Origin of the sequence: Neisseria arctica, from assembly GCF_022870905.1 — a bacterium.
Lineage (GTDB): Bacteria > Pseudomonadota > Gammaproteobacteria > Burkholderiales > Neisseriaceae > Neisseria > Neisseria arctica.
This window is the reverse complement of record NZ_CP091510.1, coordinates 2,169,771-2,190,370: the sequence shown is the minus strand read 5'-3', so window position 1 is coordinate 2,190,370 and position 20,600 is coordinate 2,169,771. Positions and strand designations below refer to the sequence as shown.

The 20,600-nt window shown below is 44.4% G+C and carries 20 protein-coding genes, 3 tRNA genes and 1 pseudogene; 21 read left to right on the top strand and 3 right to left on the bottom strand.

Annotation, left to right across the window (positions count from 1 at the left end; translation table 11 throughout):
* Positions 1–8 precede the first annotated feature (8 nt).
* The 14 genes and pseudogenes from LVJ86_RS10060 (at position 9) to LVJ86_RS09995 (ending at position 11,968) form a co-directional block, all read left to right on the top strand.
* The gene (locus LVJ86_RS10060; RefSeq protein WP_047760979.1) at positions 9–995 is read left to right on the top strand and encodes a DNA-directed RNA polymerase subunit alpha; all 987 of its coding nucleotides are present in this window, start codon (positions 9–11) and stop codon (positions 993–995) included.
* Positions 996–1,019: 24 nt separating this feature from the next.
* Complete coding sequence (gene rplQ / locus LVJ86_RS10055) at positions 1,020–1,406, top strand: 50S ribosomal protein L17 (RefSeq protein ID WP_047760978.1); 387 nt, start codon at positions 1,020–1,022, stop codon at positions 1,404–1,406.
* A gap of 229 nt (positions 1,407–1,635) precedes the next feature.
* A complete protein-coding gene (locus LVJ86_RS10050) occupies positions 1,636–2,010 on the top strand; it encodes a hypothetical protein (protein WP_047760977.1) in 375 nt (124 codons plus the stop codon).
* 15 nt (positions 2,011–2,025) lie between these two features.
* Entirely contained in the window at positions 2,026–3,357 is a 1,332-nt protein-coding gene (gene miaB, locus LVJ86_RS10045; protein ID WP_047760976.1) for a tRNA (N6-isopentenyl adenosine(37)-C2)-methylthiotransferase MiaB, read from the top strand.
* Between the two features lie 122 nt (positions 3,358–3,479).
* On the top strand, positions 3,480–4,655 hold the full coding sequence (locus LVJ86_RS10040; protein ID WP_047760975.1) for a phosphoglycerate kinase: 1,176 nt from the start codon (positions 3,480–3,482) through the stop codon (positions 4,653–4,655).
* 249 nt (positions 4,656–4,904) lie between these two features.
* Positions 4,905–6,074, top strand: a complete 1,170-nt coding sequence (gene lpxB / locus LVJ86_RS10035; protein WP_047760974.1) for a lipid-A-disaccharide synthase — start codon at positions 4,905–4,907, stop codon at positions 6,072–6,074.
* A gap of 199 nt (positions 6,075–6,273) precedes the next feature.
* A complete protein-coding gene (gene rnhB / locus LVJ86_RS10030; protein WP_047760973.1) occupies positions 6,274–6,864 on the top strand; it encodes a ribonuclease HII in 591 nt (196 codons plus the stop codon).
* 244 nt (positions 6,865–7,108) lie between these two features.
* Entirely contained in the window at positions 7,109–7,891 is a 783-nt protein-coding gene (locus LVJ86_RS10025) for a glycosyltransferase family 2 protein (protein ID WP_047760972.1), read from the top strand.
* A complete protein-coding gene (locus LVJ86_RS10020) occupies positions 7,878–8,054 on the top strand; it encodes a hypothetical protein (RefSeq protein ID WP_161796056.1) in 177 nt (58 codons plus the stop codon). Before LVJ86_RS10025 ends, LVJ86_RS10020 begins: the two co-directional genes overlap by 14 nt.
* A gap of 26 nt (positions 8,055–8,080) precedes the next feature.
* Positions 8,081–8,734 (top strand): IS1595 family transposase, encoded by a 654-nt coding sequence (locus LVJ86_RS10015; protein WP_244702571.1) that lies wholly within the window; start codon positions 8,081–8,083, stop codon positions 8,732–8,734.
* Positions 8,735–8,817: 83 nt separating this feature from the next.
* Positions 8,818–9,621, top strand: a complete 804-nt coding sequence (locus LVJ86_RS10010) for a glycosyltransferase family 4 protein (protein WP_161796065.1) — start codon at positions 8,818–8,820, stop codon at positions 9,619–9,621.
* A gap of 4 nt (positions 9,622–9,625) precedes the next feature.
* Positions 9,626–10,817 (top strand): annotated as a pseudogene (locus LVJ86_RS10005) (anthranilate synthase component I family protein); the annotation flags it as partial.
* A gap of 335 nt (positions 10,818–11,152) precedes the next feature.
* Positions 11,153–11,467 carry a hypothetical protein gene (locus tag LVJ86_RS10000; RefSeq protein ID WP_200900186.1) on the top strand — a complete coding sequence of 105 codons (315 nt, stop codon included), beginning with the start codon at positions 11,153–11,155 and terminating at the stop codon, positions 11,465–11,467.
* 45 nt (positions 11,468–11,512) lie between these two features.
* The gene (locus LVJ86_RS09995; protein ID WP_200900185.1) at positions 11,513–11,968 is read left to right on the top strand and encodes a restriction endonuclease; all 456 of its coding nucleotides are present in this window, start codon (positions 11,513–11,515) and stop codon (positions 11,966–11,968) included.
* 58 nt (positions 11,969–12,026) lie between these two features.
* Here the strand turns inward: LVJ86_RS09995 and LVJ86_RS09990 are convergent, their stop codons facing one another.
* The 3 genes from LVJ86_RS09990 to folD all read right to left on the bottom strand — a co-directional run bounded on the left by LVJ86_RS09990 (position 12,027) and on the right by folD (position 14,534).
* Positions 12,027–12,590: a hypothetical protein gene (locus LVJ86_RS09990; protein WP_047761895.1), complete on the bottom strand. Its 564-nt coding sequence runs from the start codon at positions 12,588–12,590 to the stop codon at positions 12,027–12,029.
* The gene (gene purU / locus LVJ86_RS09985) at positions 12,590–13,459 is read right to left on the bottom strand and encodes a formyltetrahydrofolate deformylase (RefSeq protein WP_047761899.1); all 870 of its coding nucleotides are present in this window, start codon (positions 13,457–13,459) and stop codon (positions 12,590–12,592) included. Before purU ends, LVJ86_RS09990 begins: the two co-directional genes overlap by 1 nt.
* A 217-nt stretch (positions 13,460–13,676) precedes the next feature.
* Positions 13,677–14,534, bottom strand: coding sequence for a bifunctional methylenetetrahydrofolate dehydrogenase/methenyltetrahydrofolate cyclohydrolase FolD (gene folD / locus LVJ86_RS09980; protein WP_047761894.1), 858 nt, complete (start codon positions 14,532–14,534; stop codon positions 13,677–13,679).
* A gap of 238 nt (positions 14,535–14,772) precedes the next feature.
* Between folD and LVJ86_RS09975 the strand changes: the two genes are divergently transcribed.
* The 7 genes from LVJ86_RS09975 (at position 14,773) to tldD (ending at position 20,496) form a co-directional block, all read left to right on the top strand.
* Positions 14,773–14,850, top strand: a tRNA-Pro gene (locus tag LVJ86_RS09975).
* A gap of 41 nt (positions 14,851–14,891) precedes the next feature.
* Positions 14,892–14,968 (top strand) — tRNA-Arg (locus LVJ86_RS09970).
* A gap of 16 nt (positions 14,969–14,984) precedes the next feature.
* A tRNA-His gene (locus LVJ86_RS09965) sits at positions 14,985–15,060 on the top strand.
* Between the two features lie 239 nt (positions 15,061–15,299).
* Entirely contained in the window at positions 15,300–15,806 is a 507-nt protein-coding gene (locus LVJ86_RS09960; protein WP_047761893.1) for an adenylyltransferase/cytidyltransferase family protein, read from the top strand.
* A complete protein-coding gene (locus tag LVJ86_RS09955) occupies positions 15,803–17,545 on the top strand; it encodes a bifunctional biotin--[acetyl-CoA-carboxylase] ligase/type III pantothenate kinase (protein ID WP_047761892.1) in 1,743 nt (580 codons plus the stop codon). The genes LVJ86_RS09960 and LVJ86_RS09955 overlap by 4 nt, the downstream gene beginning before the upstream one ends.
* Positions 17,542–18,420 (top strand): hypothetical protein, encoded by an 879-nt coding sequence (locus LVJ86_RS09950; protein WP_047761891.1) that lies wholly within the window; start codon positions 17,542–17,544, stop codon positions 18,418–18,420. Before LVJ86_RS09955 ends, LVJ86_RS09950 begins: the two co-directional genes overlap by 4 nt.
* 633 nt (positions 18,421–19,053) lie before the next feature.
* Positions 19,054–20,496: a metalloprotease TldD gene (gene tldD, locus LVJ86_RS09945; protein WP_047761898.1), complete on the top strand. Its 1,443-nt coding sequence runs from the start codon at positions 19,054–19,056 to the stop codon at positions 20,494–20,496.
* The last annotated feature ends 104 nt before the right edge of the window (positions 20,497–20,600 follow it).

The following is a 20,600-nucleotide window of genomic DNA, read 5'->3' as shown; positions in this document are numbered from 1 at the left end:
ACAGTTAAATGCAAAACAGCGCTTCTGAATTTTTGAAACCCCGCCAGATTGATGTGGATACCTTGTCTGCAAGTCGTGCCAAGGTATCTATGCAACCTTTTGAGCGTGGCTTTGGCCATACTTTGGGTAATGCTTTGCGCCGTATCTTACTGTCATCCATGAATGGTTTTGCTCCGACTGAAGTAGTCATTGCGGGTGTGCTGCATGAATATTCCACCTTAGACGGTGTTCAGGAAGATGTCGTAGATATTTTACTGAACTTGAAAGGAGTGGTTTTCAAGCTACATGGTCGGGAACAAGTATTGTTAACTTTGAAGAAGTCAGGAGCGGGTCCCGTGCTTGCTTCTGATATTGATTTGCCACATGATGTGGAAATCATCAATCCTAGTCATGTGATTTGCCATTTATCAGATAATGGCAGCATTGAGATGGAAATCAAAGTTGAGCAAGGCCGTGGTTATCAATCTGTTTCAGGTCGCCGTGCAGTACGCGATGATAATAAGCAAATTGGTGCTATTCAATTGGATGCGAGCTTTTCGCCCATCAGCCGTGTTAGCTTTGAGGTAGAACCTGCACGCGTTGAGCAGCGTACAGACTTGGATCGCTTGGTACTGGATATCGAAACAGATGGGTCTATCGATCCTGAAGAGGCCGTGCGTAGTGCCGCTCGGATTTTAATCGACCAAATGTCGATTTTCGCGGATTTACAAGGCACACCTGTTGAAGAGGTTGAAGAGAAAGCACCTCCGATTGATCCTATTTTGCTGCGCCCGGTTGATGATTTGGAACTGACAGTGCGTTCAGCCAACTGCCTGAAAGCTGAAGATATTTATTATATTGGTGATTTGATCCAACGTACTGAGACCGAGTTGTTAAAAACACCGAATTTAGGCCGTAAATCTTTAAATGAAATTAAAGAGGTACTAGCGTCTAAAGGTTTGACGTTGGGATCGAAGCTGGAAGCTTGGCCGCCTGTAGGCTTAGAAAAGCCATAAGTTTGTAGATTAAAGGATAATGACATGCGTCATCGTAATGGTAATCGTAAATTAAACCGCACCAGCAGCCATCGTGCTGCTATGCTGCGTAACATGGCAAACTCTTTGTTGACCCATGAAACTATCGTAACTACTTTGCCTAAAGCAAAAGAGTTGCGTCGTGTAGTAGAACCATTGATTACTTTAGGTAAGAAGCCATCTTTGGCTAACCGTCGTTTGGCTTTTAACCGCACTCGTGATCGTGATGTTGTGGTGAAATTATTTGACGAGTTGGGCCCGCGATTTGAAGCCCGTAATGGTGGTTATGTTCGTATTTTAAAATATGGCTTCCGTAAAGGTGACAATGCTCCCTTGGCATTAGTAGAGCTTGTTGATAAAGCCGTTGAAATTGAAGTAACGGAACAAGCCTAATTCATGTTTCAGTTAAAAAACCAGCCGTAAGGCTGGTTTTCTTTCTTTGTAGAAAAAGAATCTGGTTCATAAAGAAAGCATTGAATCTAAACAAACATTATGTAAGTACTTAATTTGTATTTAATAGTGTCTTTTCCAAATTGACTGATATTTTATCCGAGAGTGTATATGCTTTATGATAAAATTCAAGCTATTGCTAGATCAATAATAGATAGTAAAGGGGAGACTTATGTTTCGTTGGTTGACCTTGGTAATATTGTTTTTATCATCGGTGACGTGGGCGCAAAGGGTTATTCCAGAAGACATGGATATTGCTGTTTTAAAACAGGTCGATTATCCAAATATTGCTTTAGGGCATAATGGTATCTCATGGATTCAGCTTTTGACTTTAGGCTGGCTGGATAATAGTAAAGTATTACAGGTCACACAAGATGTGCGCATCCGAGATGAGCGAAATCGTTTTATTATACGGGGAAAGCTGGCTGCCTATACGGGAAAAGCAGTAGCCATACGTCGAGACGGTAGCAATAATATTAATGAAATTTGGATTTTAACTGAGCCTGAACATTATGTTTTTCAACAGCGTGCGGCTCAGCAACAGTAGTGGAATTATTTTAAGATGAAAAAAGTATTTATTCGTACCTTTGGTTGTCAGATGAATGAATATGACAGTGAAAAGATGCTGTCCGTATTGGCCGAAGGAGATGATTTGGTTCAAGTTAGTGAAGCTGAAGAAGCCGATATTATTCTGTTTAACACATGTTCTGTGCGAGAGAAGGCACAGGAAAAGGTATTTTCAGACTTAGGAAGAGTTAAGCCATTAAAAGCTAAAAATCCTAATTTAATTATTGGTGTTGGTGGGTGCGTTGCTTCCCAAGAAGGGGAGGCAATTGTTAAGCGAGCTCCGTTTGTTGATGTAGTGTTCGGTCCTCAAACTTTACACCGTTTGCCGGGTATGATTCAGGAGAAGAAGGAAACAGGCCGGGCCCAAGTAGATATTTCATTTCCGGAGATCGAAAAATTTGATCATTTGCCTCCGGCTAGAGTAGAGGGCGGAAGTGCCTTTGTATCTATTATGGAGGGGTGCTCTAAATATTGTAGCTTCTGTGTAGTACCTTATACTCGTGGAGAAGAGTTTTCCCGGCCGTTAAATGATGTGCTTACTGAAATTGCCAATTTGGCTCAGCAAGGGGTAAAAGAAATTAATTTGCTCGGGCAAAATGTAAATGCCTACAGAGGTTTAATGGATGATGGTGAAGTATGTGATTTTGCTATGCTCCTGAGAGTTGTGCATGAAATTCCGGGTATAGAGCGTATACGTTTCACTACGAGCCACCCACGTGAGTTTAGTGATCGCATTATTGAGTGTTACCGGGATTTACCGAAATTAGTATCGCATTTGCATTTGCCGATTCAGAGTGGGTCCGATCGTGTATTATCTGCAATGAAGCGCGGATATACAGCTTTGGAATATAAATCGATTATTCGAAAACTTCGTGCTATCCGGCCGGATTTATGTTTGAGTTCTGATTTTATTGTTGGCTTTCCTGGAGAAACCGAACATGAATTTGAGCAAACTTTGAAGTTGGTAAAAGATATTGCGTTTGACTTAAGCTTTGTCTTTATTTATAGCCCTCGCCCGGGAACACCGGCGGCCAATTTGCCGGATGATACTCCGCACGAAGAGAAAGTACGCCGTTTGGAAGCTTTGAATGAAGTGATTGAGGCTGAAACAGCGCGCATCAATCAAACTATGGTTGGTACAGTACAGCGTTGTTTAGTTGAAGGGGTGTCAAAAAAAGATCCAGAACAATTACAGGCGCGGACGGCTAATAACCGCGTAGTCAATTTTACCGGCCACCACCGCTTGATTAATCAAATGGTGGATATTGAAATTAAAGAGGCCTTTACTTTCTCATTGCGTGGCGAAATTGTAACTTCTGAATCTTAAGAGCTATATGGATAAACCGCTTTCGCCTTGGGTAAAGCGGTTTTCTTGATAGGCTTTACCATAATGTGCTCATCCAGCGTAATTGGTTCAATTTAAGCAAACTTACCGATAAGGAAACCGACATGGCTTTTTTAAAACTTACCGAGCAAAATGTGCAGGGTAAAACAGTTTTAATCCGTGCTGATATGAATGTCCCTTTTAAAGACGGAGAGATCAGTGATGATACCCGTATCCGTGCTTCATTGGCCTCTATCCGTTATTGTTTGGATAATGGTGCGGCTGTGATTGTAATGACCCATTTAGGACGTCCTACCGAGGGTGAGTTCCAGCCTGAAGACGATGTGGCACCTGTAGCGTCGCATCTGGGCAAGCTCTTGGAGAAAGATGTCGCAGTTTGGAATGATTGGCGTACCGAGAAGCCTGCCTTACAAGCCGGTGAAGTGGCAATGTTACAAAATGTCCGCATCAATAAAGGTGAGAAAAAAAACGATTTGGAGTTGGGTCAGGCTTACGCCGCTCTGTGCGACATATTTGTAAATGATGCCTTTGGAACGGCTCACCGCGCCCAAGCATCTACAGAAGCGGTTGCACAAGCTGCACCGCTTGCCTGCGCCGGTGTGTTGATGGCTAGTGAATTGGATGCCTTAGGTAAGGCTTTAAAAGATCCGGCTCGCCCGTTGGTAGCTATTGTAGCGGGTAGTAAAGTTTCTACTAAACTGACTATTTTGGAAAGTTTGGCTGATAAAGTCGATCAATTGATTGTCGGCGGCGGTATTGCCAATACTTTTTTACTTGCGCAAGGTAAGCCCATCGGTAAATCTTTGGCAGAACATGATTTGGTAGAAGAGTCTAAACAAATTATGGCTAAAATGGCTGCCAAAGGCGGAGTTGTTCCTTTGCCGGTAGATGTTGTTGTTGCCTCTGAGTTTGCAGCAGATGCACCCGCTACGGTGAAAGCGGTAGAAGATGTTGGTGCAGATGATATGATTTTGGATATTGGTCCCAAATCGGCGGAAGCTTTGGCAGATATGTTGAAAGCAGCGGGTACTATTGTTTGGAACGGCCCGGTAGGTGTATTTGAGTTTGATCAGTTTGCCGGAGGTACCGAAGCGTTGGCCAAAGCTATTGCGGATAGTTCGGCATTCTCTATAGCAGGCGGCGGAGACACGCTGGCTGCCATTGCCAAATTCGGCGTTACCGACCAAATTAGTTATATCTCAACAGGTGGTGGTGCTTTCTTGGAGTTTTTAGAAGGTAAAGAATTGCCTGCTGTGGCAGTTTTAGAAAAGCGCGCATAAGGTTTAACAGAGATATTGAGTTAATGTAATTAAAAAATATTTCTACTTGATTGAGGCCGTCTGAAAATTTCAGACGGCCTCTTTATGGATGTACTAAAACACATTATTTTTCTAAGGCATAAACTGTAAGTCGGACAGTTTGCCATAAAGGCTTGGACATAGCATACTTGGACGACTAGCATAAATAAACCCCGACTAGGCGGATGGAATTTCGGTACAATATCGCCTACCGAAGAAATATGAAAATTTATGAATCAAACACATACGACAGTCAACCGATTGATTACAATTGCTTTATGTGCTGGCGAGGCTTCAGGGGATTTGCTCGGGGCCCATTTGATGGCAGCGATTAAAGAGCGGTGTCCGAATGTCCGTTTTATCGGTATCGGTGGGCCGCGCATGCAGGCACAGGGAATCGAAAGCTTGTATGACCAAGAAAAATTAGCGGTTCGCGGTTTTGCCGAAGTGGTGAAGCGGCTGCCTGAGATTTTAAAAATCCGCAAAGGTTTGGTAAGCGAGCTCAAAAAAATCCGCCCTGATGTGTTTGTCGGTATCGATGCCCCTGATTTTAATCTGGGGGTAGAGGCGAAACTGAAAAAAGCAGGTATTGCAACAGTGCACTATGTCAGCCCCTCCGTATGGGCATGGCGGCGTGAGCGTGTACAGACCATTGTGCATCAGGTGAATCGCGTATTATGCCTTTTCCCGATGGAACCCCAGCTGTATCAGGTTGCGGGCGGGAGGGCCGAATTTGTTGGACATCCGATGGCACAAACCTTGCCGTTAGATGCAGATCAAACTGCGGCGCGGCTACAAATGCGTATTGATTTATGGGAAACGGTATTTACATTGATGCCGGGTAGCCGGGTGAGTGAGATTGACTATATGGCACCGCTGTTTTTTCGAACCGCCAAATTGTTGCTGCAGCGCTATCCGAGCGCACGCTTTTTGTTGCCGGTTGCTACCTCGGCAACCCGCCAGCGTCTGTTGGAAATTTTAGGGCAGGATGAGTTTATCGGCTTGCCGGTACAGTTGATGAGCGCACATGCAGATTTGGCGTGTACGGCCGCTGATGTGGTATTGGTTACCAGCGGTACGGCAACGCTTGAAGTGGCTTTGTGCAAGCGCCCGATGGTGATCAGTTACAAGATTTCGCCGTTAACTTATGCTTATGTGAAACGGAAAATAAAAGTACCGTATGTAGGGCTGCCTAATATTCTTTTGGGTAAGAGAGCCGTTCCCGAGTTGTTACAGAGACAAGCCAAACCGAAAAAATTAGCGGCAGCAGTTGCCGAATGGTATGAATCACCGCAAGATGTGGTCGAATTGAAACAGGATTTCTATCAGCTGCACCGGTTATTGAAAAAAGACACGGCTGCATTGGCCGCAGCCGCTGTTTTGGCTGAAGCGCGGGTATAACATATTTTCAGGCCTACTGGCGTGGATAGTTAATAAAATAACTTTTGCTTAAATTGATATTTGGTGCTTGAAAGATGCCGTCTGAAAAAATCATCATCTTTCAGAGAGCCTAGTCTGATAATTACCGTATAAGGCAAGTAAGTTTAGTGCTTACTTCAATAACGGGTAGGTGTAATCCGAAATAGTTTCTGGAAAATTAATGGAACAGATTTTGATTGCAGGAGTGGATGAAGCAGGGCGGGGGCCTTTGGTAGGCAGCGTATTTGCCGCCGCCGTTATCCTGTCCTCTGATTATGATTTGCCGGGGCTGACCGATTCTAAAAAACTCAGTGAAAAAAAGCGTGATATGCTGGCTTTGGCCATTAAAGAACAAGCATTGGCTTGGTGCGTGGCATCAGCAAGTGTCGGCGAGATCGCACAGTTGAATATCCTGCACGCTACCATGCTGGCAATGACGCGGGCTGTTAAAGGATTGGCGATTGAACCCCAGCTTATCCGTATTGATGGTAACCGTGTGCCGCAGGATTTGGCCGCTAATGCGGAAGCCGTTGTTCAAGGAGACAGTAAAGTAGCGCAGATTTCTGCGGCGTCGGTTTTGGCTAAAACAGCGCGTGATGCAGAAATGTATGCATTAGCCGAACGTTATCCCCAGTATGGCTTTGAAAAGCATAAAGGTTACGGTACGGCCGCACATTTGGCTGCTTTGGCCGAGTTCGGCGCTTTAGCCGAGCACCGTAAAGATTTCGCCCCTGTGCGTGCTGTTTTGGCGCAAGGCAAATTATTTGAATAAATGGCAGGTGCAAGCAATTGGAAAGTGAGCGGATTTTGCTTGTTAGTTTGCTATTTCTCGCATTACGAACCTGCCAACACCGTTTTTAGCCATTCAGGCTGCCTGAAATTTTTTTGAATACAGTGGATAAAATAAGAAAGAGACAAGGCGGCAACAAGAGCCGTGTACAAAAATGGTACATAAGGTTGTTGGCAACGCAGTAGATTGCTTATTTTAATTCACTATCAATGAGTGGTAACCGCCCATGTCTAATTTGTCCGAGCAGCTAACTATTGCCCTGATTACCAAAAATGAAGCCCACCATTTGCCCGAGTGTCTCAAAAGCGTGCAAGACTTGGGGGGTTCGATGGTCATCATTGATTCAGGCAGCACCGATGAGACGCCTGAAATTGCGAGGCAATTTGGGGCGGAATTTCATGTGTTTCCCGATTGGCAAGGTTTTGGCAGACAACGCAACCGCGCTCATCAATTTATTCAAACGCCATGGGTGTTATGGCTAGATGCAGACGAGCGATTAAGTGCCACCACGCGTCAAGATATCATTCAGCAAATCAGTCAAATCCAACCCGATGGCAAAACGCTTTTTTCTATCAATCGTTTAAGCATGGTTTATGGACGTGAAATCCGCCATAGTGGCTGGTATCCTGACCGCGTTGTGCGTTGTTATCCTGTGAAATATACGCAATACAGCGATGATTTGGTGCATGAATCCGTTGTTGTTCCCAATGGCGCGAAAGTGGTGGAATTAAAAGGTGATGTGTTGCATTACACTTATGCAGACATTGCTCAATTTATGCGTAAATCGGCACAATATGCGCAATTATGGGCACAACAAAAGAAGCAGCAAGGGAAAAAAGTTCATTTACATACCGCGGTGATACATGGAGCAATGAATTTTCTTAAAACTTATGTTTTGAAAGCAGGCTTTCTGGATGGTAAACAAGGTTTTTTACTGGCTACATTATCTGCGTATTCAGTATTTTGCAAATATGCACAATTATGGGTTTTGAATCATGAGCGAAAATAAACCGATTATTTTATTTGTGAATATGGCGCGGCATTTTGGTGGTGGCGAAGTACAAACTGAAAGGTTAATTTGTGCTTTGTCTCATTTTCAACCCGTATTTTATGGACGAAAAAATAGTTTATTAGGTAAACGGTTAAAACAAAAAAATATGGGGCTGTATTAGATTGGCAGTTATGTTACCCTTTAAAAATGAAGATAACACACTGTAAACTATCTAAAAAAGTACAAAAAAAGTTGCTTGAATTTTTTGTACTTGAGGTAACCGCCCGTTCTGCTGCCAATTTATTGGATATTAACCCCAATTCAGCAGCTCTGTTTTACCGTAAAATTCGCCAAGTCATTGCCTATCATTTAGAGCTTCAAGCTGATGAAATCTTTGATGGTTCAATCGAGCTTGATGAGAGTTATTTTGGTGGACAACGAAAAGGCAAACGCGGTCGCGGAGCGGCTGGGAAAGTAGCGGTATTTGGTATTTTGAAACGTCAAGGCAAGGTTTATACTGTTGTCGTTAAAAATACCAAACAAGATACTTTACTACCTGTTATTAAACGAAAAATAATGCCTGATAGCATTGTTTATACGGACTATTACAAAAGCTATGATGTGCTAGATGTGAGTGAATTTACGCATCACAGAATCAATCATTCAGAGCTTTTTGTCGACCGTCAAAACCATATCAACGGTATTGAAAACTTCTGGAATCAGGCAAAGCGCGTTCTACGAAAGTACAATGGAATTGACCGAAAATCTTTCCCTTTATTCTTGAAAGAATGCGAATTTCGTTTTAACTTTGGTACACCAAAAGAGCAACTTAAAATCTTGCGAATTTGGTGTGATATTTAAGGCTAATCTAATACAGCCCCAAAAATATTCAAGTATTGCCTAATCTCATGGCGTTGTTTTGCTTTTTATGTCAAAAAAAAACAATGATTATTCATGCATGTGATGGGCGTTCTGTTCATTTTGTTGCATTATTGAAATGGCTGTTTGCTAAACCTATGGTTATTACGCGCCATGTGGTTTTCCCATTAAAACGCTTTCTATCGCGTTGGAGTTACCAGCAAGCTAATGCTGTTGTTGGTGTGAGTAAAAGGGCTTCTGAAAATTTGCGGTTAGTTAGCATTAATGCCACAACAATTTATGGGAGCGTAGATAAGTTAGCGGAAAATGAGGAAATACTTTCTCAATATTCTTTTGCATTACATCGTTTGAAAGTAGGGCAAGTTGGAAATTTTCAAGAAGTAAAAAATTTTCCTCTAACGATTGAATTAGCAAAAAAATGTCCAGAAACAGATTTTTATTTGATTGGTTCAGGCGTGTTGGAAGAGCAATTAAAAAAACAAGCTACAGGATTAAATAATGTTTTCTTTATTCCATTTACACCATATATAGGCAGCATTTTTCAACACATAGATGTACAGATTTTACCTTCGCATTCAGAAGGATTACCAAGTGTGATTTTGGAAGGCTATCAATATGCTGTCCCTGTTTTGGCACATGCTGTTGGTGGTATTCCTGAGATTGTAGAACATGGTCAAACAGGTTTTTTAATTGAACAAAATCAAGTGGAAAATTATCAATATTATATTCAACAACTTCAACCTAATTTGCCGCTATTATCACAACTTACACAACAAACTAAACAATATTGGCAACAACATGATTTTTCTAGTGTGCGCATGGCAAAAGAATACGAAAACATTTATAACCAAATTTTAAATAAGTGCTAACTCTATGATAACCAAACAAGAATACCTAAACCAAGCCGCGCAAGGCTACAACCGCATTCCGCTTGTCCAAGAATTGTTGGCGGATTTGGATACGCCTTTGTCGCTGTATTTGAAACTCGCCAATCAGCCGTTTAGTTATCTATTGGAATCCGTAGTGGGGGGTGAGCGATTTGGACGCTATTCATTTATCGGTTTGCCGTGTGATACTTATCTCAAAGTTTCAGGCAGCACAACCGAAATTTATCAAAATCATCAGCTTAGCGAAACGCATCATGATAATCCGCTTCAAGTTATTGAGCAATTTCATGCACGGTTTAAAACGCCTGATATTGCCCAATTACCACGATTTACGGGTGGTTTAGTTGGCTATTTTGGTTACGAAAGCATCTATTATTTTGAACACATCGCGCATCGTTTAAAGCAGCATCACAAAGGGCATCTATCCTGAAAAAGCCGACCCTTTGGAGACGCCTGATATTTTGTTGATGTTGTCGCAAGAATTAGCCGTGATTGATAATCTCAGCGGCAAGATTTATTTGATTGTGTATGCCGACCCAAGCAATCCGCAAGGTTATGAATTGGCACGCGAAAAATTAGAAAACGTGCGTGAAAAATTGCGCCAAAGTGTCGCCATTCCCTTGTCGCTGGGCAGCCCAATAACGCAGCCTGAACACATCACAGGCGAGACCGCGTTTAAATCCTATGTGCGAAAAATACGCGAGTATATTTTGGACGGCGATTGTATGCAGGTCGTTCCAGCACAAGGCATGAAATTAGCCTTTCAAGACAAGCCGTTGCATTTGTATCGCGCATTGCGCACGCTCAATCCTTCGCCGTAAATGTTTTATTATGACTTTGGCGATTTTCATATTGTGGGTTCATCGCCTGAAATTTTGGTGCGCCGTGAACGTGAAAAAGTGGTGGTGCGCCCGATTGCAGGTACGCGTTTGCGTGGTATGACGCCAGAGCAAGATGCTGAAAATGCACAAGATTTATTAAACGACCCAAAAGAAATTGCCGAACACACCATGCTGATTGATTTGGGGCGCAACGATGTGGGGCGCATTAGCCAAACAGGTTCGGTGGTGGTTACCGATAAAATGGTCATTGAAAAATATTCGCATGTGATGCACATTGTTTCCAATGTAGAAGGTAGCCTGAAACCGAATATCAGCAATATGCAAATTTTGGCGGCTAAGAATGCCGTCTGAAAAATATTTTTAGACGGCATTTTTTATTTATTCTAACTTTGTCAGAATGATGGATTGTTATTTGATTGGAATAAAATAGATTATTTGTATTCAAGCTGATTTATTAAGGTTTGTTTTTGACTGATGTTTTAACTAGATTTTTACAAAGGGATAGAAATGCAGATTTTATTGATTCGTACGCCGCTTCACGTTGTGAAGCAAGGTTATGTAGGTATTGGTTGGCGTAGGGTGGATTTTTCAACTTATTCTTCAGCCGGGATGTTATTCGGGCATTAGGTGATATCGGTAAAAGGCAGAATACCGTCAAACGATTTTTCAACTTGGCTCAAGGAGATATTGTTGTTGTTCCCTTATATCGTTCTATTACGATTGGCAAAGTATCTGGGGCCAAAAGGTTTGTTGAGGAAGAGGTTAAACATGATGCTTGCAATCAAGTTGCCGTTGAGTTTTTTTGTGATCAAAACGGGAAAGTTATACAACTCCCGAGAAGTGTTTTATCACATGGATTGGAAAGCCGTTTAAAAATCAGGATGACTATTGCGCGTTTAAATGGTTTTCTGGATGAAATTGAAAAGCTTATCCGAAGTTTAAAAGAAAATGGCAGTTATCAGCAGAGCAGCTATTTATTGAAGTAAGAGGCCTATGCAAAAGAGAAGTTCAAAAAAGAGCTGTTAGATGCTATGGTCTGCGGCAATACTTGGTTGGCTGCGGGCGGGAATGGTTTGGAGAGATTGGTTAAAGAATTGTTGGAAATTGAAGGCTATTCAGCCAAAATAGAATCTAAAAACCAATCGTCAGGAATTGCCGATATTGATATCAGTGCGGAAAAAATCGACCGTTTTAACCAGTGTCGCCTGTTGATTCAAGTGAAACATCATAAAGGAGAAACAAATAGCCATGGTTTGAAGCAGTTGATTGCTTATGATGATAATGATGAGACGGATGCTCAAAAGTGGCTGATAACCACAGCCGACTTGAGCGATGCATCCAAGCAATTGGCTGAAGCCAACCAAATCCGCGTGATGAATGGTAAAGCATTGGTCGACTGGATTGATGAGAGTCTTGAATATTTGAGTGTCGGAACCAAACAACGGTTAGGAATTATCAATGTTCCCCAGCTCGTAAAATCCAAATAATAAACAATGCCGTCTGAAAATATTTTCAGACGGCATTTTGAATAATTTACATATATATTTAAGGTTTGGGCTTTTGCATCATGCTATTGACTTGCTCCGAGAGTGCATGAAGGTCAAGCCAGCCCATTTGGTTGAATAGAGTAAGTATCAACATACCCACCACCAGCATGACCATCAGATAAACGATATAGCCGATTAAGATTTTAAGGCCGGATTGTCCGCTCATTCTTGATAAGCCGATAATCTGCACCCAAAAAATCCAAACCTGCCAAAACAATCCTGCAAAGGCGAGTGCCGGAACATACATGACTACCAAAGAGGGGATAACCAAAGCCTCGGTAATCAGAATAAACCCGAGCAGCGGCAGCTTCGGACTACCGTAATAGTGCAGCAGGCGGCTCATAACGCGTGCCAACACTAGCCATTTGGATACGCTTAGCAAGAGAGTGAAGCCAATGGCGCCGTTGCTGTTACCGAAAAGGGGCGACATACCGGCCGCGTTAACTGCTCCTGTGAGCAGCAGAATGCCGAAAATGGCGGGCGGTGTGTAGCGGTAATGTTCGGGCTCACGGTAGCGTAACCGTAGTACATCCCACATATCGCGTAATAAATGATAAAGCATCAGTCGAATACCACTGTTTTGTTGTTGTAAGAAAGTACGCGGCTTTGCAAATGCCATTTTACCGCGCGGGCGAGTACGATTTTTTCTAAATCACGGCCTTTTTCGATTAAGTCGGGAATATCGTCGCGGTGTGAAACGCGAGTAACTTCCTGTTCGATAATCGGGCCTTCATCCAGCTCGTCGGTTACATAATGGCTGGTTGCTCCGATCAGCTTTACGCCGCGGGCATGGGCACGATGGTAAGGTTTTGCACCATCAAAGGCGGGTAAGAAGCTATGGTGGATATTAATCACTTGGTTCGGGTATTTTTGTACGAATACGGGCGATAAAATCTGCATATAGCGTGCCAATACTATAGTATCAATATTAGCTTTTTCCAAGAGGGCCAATTGGCATGCTTCGGCCTCCGCCTTATTTTCCCGTGTCGTAACGATATGATAGAAGGGAATACCGTGGCGTTCGACCAAATCGCGTACTGAATCATGATTGCCGATTACCAGAGGAATATCGCAGTTTAATTCGCCGATACGGTGGCGGTGTAGCAAATCGGAAAGGCAGTGTTCGTATTGTGAGGTAAACAAAGCGATACGGCGGCGGGTGTGCGAGAAATGTAGTTGCCAACTCATGCCGAAAGCGTCGGCTACAGGAGCGAAGGCCCTTGCGATGGCTTCGCGGGTTTGCAGAGTAAAACCTTGCATATCCCACTCTACGCGCATCAGGAATAATTTCTCAATAGCATCTTCATGTTGGTCGGCGTGGATAATATTGCCGTTGTGTTCCAAAAGAAATAAGGAAATCGCATGTACCAAGCCTTTACGGTCGGGAGCGGTAATCAGGAGTGTAGCGGTTTGTTTTGAGGAGTCGGTCATATTGTTATCTTTATGCAATACTGTCTGCTCGGGATTTTTCCCGAAAAAACGGTTATTGTAGCTTAAAACGGTTTTTTTTCGCAGTATATACGACAAGGCCGTCTGAAAACTTATAAAAGTATTTTCAGACGGCCATTACTAATTTAGATGTGGATTTGGAATACCTAGGGCTTATATGTTTCAGACCATAGTTGAGATATTCCTACGCCAAGATCGGTTAAACATGATCGTGTAACTCTGCGGCATGGAGGGTATTTTCAAGCAAAGTAGCAATAGTCATCGGACCCACACCGCCCGGAACGGGGGTAATCATAGACGCACGCTCTTTGGCAACATCAAATTCTACGTCACCGCAGAGTTTGCCATCTGGTAAACGGTTGATGCCGACATCAATCACAACCGCTCCGGGTTTGATCCATTCGCCTTTGACGAAATTCGGAATACCAACTCCTACCACTACGATATCTGCGGCTGAAACCTCTTCGGCCAAATTTTTTGTTTTGCTATGGCAGATGGTAACCGTAGCACGCGCCAGCAGCAACTCAAGCATCTGAGGGCGGCCGACAATATTCGAAGCCCCCACTACCACTGCTTTTTTTCCTTCGGGATTGATGCCGTAGGTTTCCAGTAGCGTCATGACACCTTTGGGGGTGCAAGGCCGCATCAGGGGCATTTTGACAACCAGCCTGCCGACATTATAAGGGTGGAAGCCGTCGACGTCTTTGTGTGGCAAAATCCGCTCCAAGATTACTTGGCTGTCAATTTGTTTCGGTAACGGCAGCTGTACAAGAATACCGTCTACTTCCGGATTGGCATTCAATTCATCTACCAGTTTCAAAAGGGTTTCTTGCGAGGTGTCGGCGGGCAGCTCATATGAAAGTGATTTGAAGCCGACTTTCTCGCAGGCGATTTTTTTATTGCGTACATATACCGCACTGGCGGGATCGTTGCCGACCAGTATCACGGCTAAGGCTGGTGTGCGCAGCCCCTTGGCTTGGCGTTCGGTTACTTTTTCGGCTACTATTTGCAGGCGTTGTTGGGATACTTCTTTACCGTTAATCAATTGGGCGGTCATCGTAGGCGATCTCTATGTATTGGGTTGGCAGGAAAGAAAAAACAGGCGTAATTATCGCATTTTTTGTTTGCAATTTCACCTTTTTGTAAAGATAAGTATATTGGGGGTGCTATATCTTTGAAGTGGTATATTTTACCTAAATATCTTTAAAATTTAATGATATAAAATTTTTTGTAATTTATTTAAGTACGATTGCTTGACGTTTTTTTGACTATGGGGTATAGTTCGCATCTCTCGTCGGGGCGTAGCGCAGTCTGGTTAGCGCACCTGTTTTGGGAACAGGGGGTCGTGAGTTCGAATCCCACCGCCCCGACCAGTTTTAGCACCGTGAGAGTAAGCACGATACGACAAGGTAGAGCGCCCGTAGCTCAACCGGATAGAGCACCCGCCTTCTAAGCGGGCGGTTACAGGTTCGATTCCTGTCGGGCGTGCCAAAAAGTTTATTTTGCGGTGGCTGTAGCTCAGTTGGTAGAGCCCTGGATTGTGATTCCAGTTGTCGTGGGTTCGAGCCCCATCAGCCACCCCAATTCATATCAAAACCCGCTTCAACTTGAAGCGGGTTTTACTTTATCTTTATCACCACTTAAATTTATACCGTTTAAACTAAGGTTTATAGGTATAGATTTTGTCTATATGTCATAATATTTCTTATAGAGTGCCGGCTGCAATCATTCAGACGGCTTTAATTGTCTAAATAAAGCGGCTTCGGTATGATTCGGGCTTATTCTTTAATTTTAAATCCCTTTGCCGACAGGAAGCCGAATCATGAAAAATTGGCCTCAACCCGACTTTATTCGCAAAATCTGCCCGCCGGAACAATTGGCGCAGAGATTGGCTGGCTTGCCCCGACCACTGGTATTTACCAACGGCTGCTTTGATATTCTGCATCGAGGCCATGTAACTTATCTTGCTCAAGCGCGTGCTATGGGGGCGGCTATGATATTGGCTTTAAACACTGATGCGTCGGTACGCCGTTTGGGCAAGGGTAGTGATAGGCCGGTGAATCCCTTGGAAAATCGTGTAGATGTTGCGGCAGCATTGGAAAGTGTGGATATCGTTACTTGGTTCGATGATGATACGCCGGCTGCATTGATTGAGTTAATTAAACCAGATATTTTGATTAAAGGGGGGGATTGGGCACCCGAAAAAATAGTTGGTGCGGAGGAAACCTTGGCTCGAGGTGGAAAAGTGTATTCGATTCCGTTTTTATACCAAACCTCAACTACGCAAACCTTGGCTAAAATCCGTGGGGTAGAGGGTCAGCAGGCATGACTGTACTAAAACCCCGCCATTGGAAGCTTTTGGCGGCTTTGGCAGAAGGTAATGCCTGCCATATTTTCGAATTGAGCCAGATTGCAGGGGTACAGCCCCAACATATTAATGTAGTCTGGCAGCAGATGCCGCCGCATATCCGGGGGTTGTTGCGGCAACAAGACGGGCAATGGCGTTTGGTCAGACCATTGGCTGTGTTTGATGAAATCAAAGTCAAGAATGTTGCTGCCCGTTACGGTTTTCGGGCGGCATTAAAAAATGAATGCACTTCCAGCAATGATCTTTTATTAGAAATGGCGAGGCAAAATCCGCAGCGGGTGCATCAGGCGTTGGTGTTGGCGCATCAACAGACGCATGGCCGCGGGCGGCAAGGGCGCCGTTGGCAACATCGGTTGGGTGAATGTCTGATGTTCAGCTTCGGATGGGTATTTGATAAGCCGCAACACGAGCTGGGTGCGTTGGCATTGGTGGCGGCTTTGGCTTGTCGTCGTGCTTTAGACAGCTTGGGTGTAGCGGTACAAATCAAATGGCCTAATGATTTGGTTATCGGTCGCGATAAATTGGGCGGTATTTTAATTGAAACTGTACGCAGTGGCGGTAAAAGTATTGCTGTTGTGGGTGTAGGAGTGAATTTTGTTTTGCCAAAAACGGTGGAGCAGGCCACATCGGTACAGGCAGCTTCGGCATCCCAGCTATTGTCTGCAAATAATATTTTGGATGCTTTATTGGCTCAATTGGCAGATGGTTTTTCCCGTTTTGAAAAGACAGGTTTTATGTCGATGAAGGGGGACTATGAGGCCGCTAGCCGTGATATGGGACGGTCCGTACGCTTGCTCAAGGATGGAGAAGTGGTAGAAGAGGGTGTGATGACAGGTGTGTCGGAACACGGGGCTTTGCTCTTGGAAACTTCGCAGGGTAATAAACAGGTAGTGAGCGGCGAAATCAGTTTGCGGCCGAATGAAGACTTACCCAAACTATCATTGGTAAAGCCTAGGCGCTTGTTATTATTGGATGGCGGCAACAGTCAGTTGAAGTGGGCATGGGTGGAAGAGGGGCAGATTGTTTCCGTTGGTCGTGCGCCTTATCGTGATTTGTCGAAGTTGGGGCAAGAATGGCAAGAGCGGGGGGGCGGTGTAGAAAAGATTATAGGTTGTGCCGTATGCAGTACGCAGAAAAAAGAACAGGTAGCAGCCCAGTTGCCTGAGCAAATCGAATGGCTCTCTTCGATGCAACATGCTTTAGGTATACGAAACCATTACCGCAATGTTGCCGAACATGGCGCCGACCGCTGGTTTAACGTGCTTGGCAGCCGCCGTTTTAGCAGTAATGCTTGTGTGGTAGTGAGCTGTGGTACGGCAGTAACGGTAGATGCGTTAACTGAAGATGACCATTATCTCGGCGGTACGATTATGCCGGGCTTTCATTTGATGAAGGAGGCTATGGCGCTGAAAACGGCTAATCTTAATCGTCCGATCGGGAAGGTTTACCCGTTTCCCACGACTACTTCTAACGCATTGGCCAGCGGTATGATGGATGCGGTTTGCGGTTCGGTAATGCTGATGCATAGTCGGTTGCGTGGAAAAACTAATGCAGATAAAGTGGTGGATGTGGTGATTACCGGAGGTGGTGCGGCCAAGGTGGCACAAGCTTTACCGGAATCTTTTAGCTTGGACAATCATATTAAAATTGTAGATAATCTCGTCATTTACGGATTACTCAACTGGATTGAACAACAATGAAATGGCTCTTTGCCGTACTGGTTGCACTCAATATTATCGTTTTCGGGGGAATGGTGGCGGGACGCGTAGCGGAAAAGCAAAAAGCCGTAGTCGCGCCGACAGTACCCGTTGCTTCAGGCCGTCAGGAACTGGCGGTGCCGGATTTGAAAACAGCACCTGAAGTGATGGCTTCCGATGATGGGCGTGATGCTTGGATTACTGCTACCGAAGAGCGTCCTTTGGCGGAAATCATTGCCGCCGCCGATATACCGGAGGGGGAGCGCCAAAAACTATTGAATGAAGAAAAGCAAAAAGAGCAGCAAAGGCGCGAACAAGAGCGTAAAGCTCGTGAAGAGCGCGCCCGCCGTGAAGCGGAGCAGGAAAAGCAACCAGAGCAAGTGCAGGCCAAACCTGTGCAACAATGCAGTGCCAGTATTACTTTAGACGAAGATGATTACCACCGCATTAAAGGATTGTTGACCCAATGGCCGCATGCAGCTACCCGTACGGTAGAGCAACGCAGTAGCACACGAGCCAAGACATCTGCTCCGGCCAAGAGCTATCGGGTTTTGGTGCCTACCGGGGGAGATGCTTTGGCAAGGTTGGATAGCTTGAATGCTAAAGGTTTTTCCGGTACTTTGCATAACGGTGACATCAGTATCGGCGTGGTGCGTAGTAAATCGGCTGCCCAAGTGTTGGTATCGCGTGTAGCGGCTGCTGGGTTCGGTGGTGCAAATGTCGTGGAGCAGGAGGATAAAAGCAGCACTGTTGCAGATAGCAGCCTGAGCGTGGCACGGATGCGCGTATTATTTATGTCGGTTGATGACAAGGCTGCCCAAGGAATTAATGCGGTAGTGGGTAATTACGGTAAACTCAATCGCAGCAAATGCAAATAAATCGATATTAGGCAGGAAAACTCAAAAGTTTGTTTAATTTCTTCATAAGAAGAAAAACTGTATCGTTTGCAGTGGCAGATCGGACTGTATTCTGAAAAACACCAAACCCGCTATGAAAAATAGCGGGTTTGGTGTTTTCGGTTTTGAGTAGGAAAAATGGAACACTAAATTACTTTAGATACAACCTCCGTGTAATTCGGATATGGGGAAAGAGGAATAAAATGTTTAACGGCCTCGAAGTCGAATGACTTGTTGGTTTTAATTATTATACATAAATGATAATAATTATCAATATTTATTGTTATTATTTTTAAAATTTTTAAATAAGTATTTGAAAAAATAAAATAGTTTGAAATATTGTGATGCTGGCCGTCTGAAAATTCTCAGACGGTTCTATTTTTGTGGGTTAATGGTTAGGCCGGAGAGTGTGAAAATATTTTAAAAGATGATTTCCTTACTAACTTGCTTATGGGTAGCTATTATTCAATAGGCAAATATAAGAGCTAACTTTTAATTAATATATATAAATGTTATCAGTTATTTCGATAAGTAAATTAAATGGTAAGACTGCCGGGTAGTGAATACCGTATAATCCGTATATTCCGATTTATTTAAAGAATAATTATGTCCGCTATGCAGCAAATTTACCATACCGTTTCACAAGACCTGCTTGCCGCCAATGGCTTGGCTCCTGAAATTTTGGAGCAAAGTCTTGGTTTAATCGGCAACAGAAAAGTGGATTACGCCGATATATATTGCCAACGTACTGCGTTTGAGAGTTGGCATTTGGAAGAAGGGATTGTGAAATCAGGTAGTTTCCAGATTGATCAAGGTGTAGGTGTGCGTGCGGTAGCCGGGGAAAAAACAGCTTTTGCTTACGCCGACAGCCTGCATCCGGATTCTATGCGTCGAAGTGCGGAGGCTGTACGGGTGATTGCTGATGCAGGGCAGGAGTACTCAACATGTATTCCCGTGCCTGTATATGGTAAAAGCGTACATGCGCTTGCCAATCCGATTGCCAGCCTTGATTCTGCGGCGAAAGTCGCTTTGCTCAACAAAGTGGAGGCGTTGGCTAAAGCGGCTGATCCGCGGATAGTACAAGTGATGGCGGGCTTAACCTGCGAATACGACTTGATATATATCGCCCGTTTGGATGGAAAACACAGTGCCGATATCCGCCCGTTGGTGCGCCTGTCTGTGACTGTAATTGCCAAGCAAGGTGAGCGTCGGGAACAGGGCAGTGCGGGTGGTGGAGGCCGCTTTGATCTGACGTATTTTGATGATGCGGTAATCAGCGGTTATGTGCAAAAAGCCGTGGGACAGGCGCTGATAAATTTGGAATCGCGGCCTGCACCGGCGGGAGCGATGAAAGTTGTATTGGGTAACGGTTGGCCGGGTGTACTATTGCATGAAGCAGTCGGCCATGGATTGGAAGGTGACTTCAACCGCAAGCAGACCAGTGTGTTTTCAGGGCGTATTGGCGAGCGTGTTGCAGCAAAAGGCGTTACTGTGGTGGATCAGGGCGATATTGCCGACCGCCGAGGGTCACTCAATATTGATGATGAAGGCAATGAAACCGGGCGGACGGTGCTGATTGAAGACGGTATTCTCACCGGCTATCTGCAAGACGAAACCAATGCCCGCTTAATGAATACCCGCAGTACCGGTAACGGGCGCCGGGAAAGTTATTCTGCCGTGCCGATGCCCCGCATGACCAACACGTTTATGGAAAACGGCAGCCACGACCCTCAGGAAATTATCGCTTCGATCGACAAAGGTTTGTATGCTGTCAATTTCGGTGGCGGACAAGTAGACATCACCAGCGGTAAGTTTGTTTTTAGTGCATCGGAAGCTTGGTGGGTGGAAAACGGCAAGCTTCAATATCCCGTTAAAGGTGCAACGATCATCGGCAGCGGCCCCGAAGTATTGAAACATGTGAGCATGATCGGCAATGATAGCCAGCTCGATAGTGGTGTGGGCGTATGCGGTAAAGACGGGCAAAGCGTGCCTGTCGGCGTTGGTCAGCCTACGTTGCGTATTGATGCGGGATTAACGGTTGGCGGTAGTGAGATTTAAAGGCGTTGCCAGTATCTTTGGCCGTATTTTAATAATGTTTTTTACATAAATGTTATATAGGTTGCCGGATATGTAGCAGCCAAATCAAATGCCGTCTGAAAATA

Bases quoted from the DNA above. Each gene is read 5' to 3' on its own strand.
- lpxB (WP_047760974.1), top strand. From the start codon at position 4,905: ATGAATCAAACACATACGACAGTCAACCGATTGATTACAATTGCTTTA.
- LVJ86_RS09960 (WP_047761893.1), top strand. From the start codon at position 15,300: ATGAAAAATTGGCCTCAACCCGACTTTATTCGCAAAATCTGCCCGCCG.
- LVJ86_RS10015 (WP_244702571.1), top strand. From the start codon at position 8,081: ATGAAGATAACACACTGTAAACTATCTAAAAAAGTACAAAAAAAGTTG.
- LVJ86_RS10010 (WP_161796065.1), top strand. From the start codon at position 8,818: ATGATTATTCATGCATGTGATGGGCGTTCTGTTCATTTTGTTGCATTA.
- rnhB (WP_047760973.1), top strand. From the start codon at position 6,274: ATGGAACAGATTTTGATTGCAGGAGTGGATGAAGCAGGGCGGGGGCCT.
- tldD (WP_047761898.1), top strand. From the start codon at position 19,054: ATGCAGCAAATTTACCATACCGTTTCACAAGACCTGCTTGCCGCCAAT.
- LVJ86_RS10060 (WP_047760979.1), top strand. From the start codon at position 9: ATGCAAAACAGCGCTTCTGAATTTTTGAAACCCCGCCAGATTGATGTG.
- LVJ86_RS09950 (WP_047761891.1), top strand. From the start codon at position 17,542: ATGAAATGGCTCTTTGCCGTACTGGTTGCACTCAATATTATCGTTTTC.
- LVJ86_RS10050 (WP_047760977.1), top strand. From the start codon at position 1,636: ATGTTTCGTTGGTTGACCTTGGTAATATTGTTTTTATCATCGGTGACG.
- folD (WP_047761894.1), bottom strand. From the start codon at position 14,534: ATGACCGCCCAATTGATTAACGGTAAAGAAGTATCCCAACAACGCCTG.
- purU (WP_047761899.1), bottom strand. From the start codon at position 13,459: ATGACCGACTCCTCAAAACAAACCGCTACACTCCTGATTACCGCTCCC.
- rplQ (WP_047760978.1), top strand. From the start codon at position 1,020: ATGCGTCATCGTAATGGTAATCGTAAATTAAACCGCACCAGCAGCCAT.
- LVJ86_RS10040 (WP_047760975.1), top strand. From the start codon at position 3,480: ATGGCTTTTTTAAAACTTACCGAGCAAAATGTGCAGGGTAAAACAGTT.
- LVJ86_RS10020 (WP_161796056.1), top strand. From the start codon at position 7,878: ATGAGCGAAAATAAACCGATTATTTTATTTGTGAATATGGCGCGGCAT.
- miaB (WP_047760976.1), top strand. From the start codon at position 2,026: ATGAAAAAAGTATTTATTCGTACCTTTGGTTGTCAGATGAATGAATAT.
- LVJ86_RS09990 (WP_047761895.1), bottom strand. From the start codon at position 12,590: ATGCTTTATCATTTATTACGCGATATGTGGGATGTACTACGGTTACGC.
- LVJ86_RS09955 (WP_047761892.1), top strand. From the start codon at position 15,803: ATGACTGTACTAAAACCCCGCCATTGGAAGCTTTTGGCGGCTTTGGCA.
- LVJ86_RS09995 (WP_200900185.1), top strand. From the start codon at position 11,513: ATGGTCTGCGGCAATACTTGGTTGGCTGCGGGCGGGAATGGTTTGGAG.
- LVJ86_RS10025 (WP_047760972.1), top strand. From the start codon at position 7,109: ATGTCTAATTTGTCCGAGCAGCTAACTATTGCCCTGATTACCAAAAAT.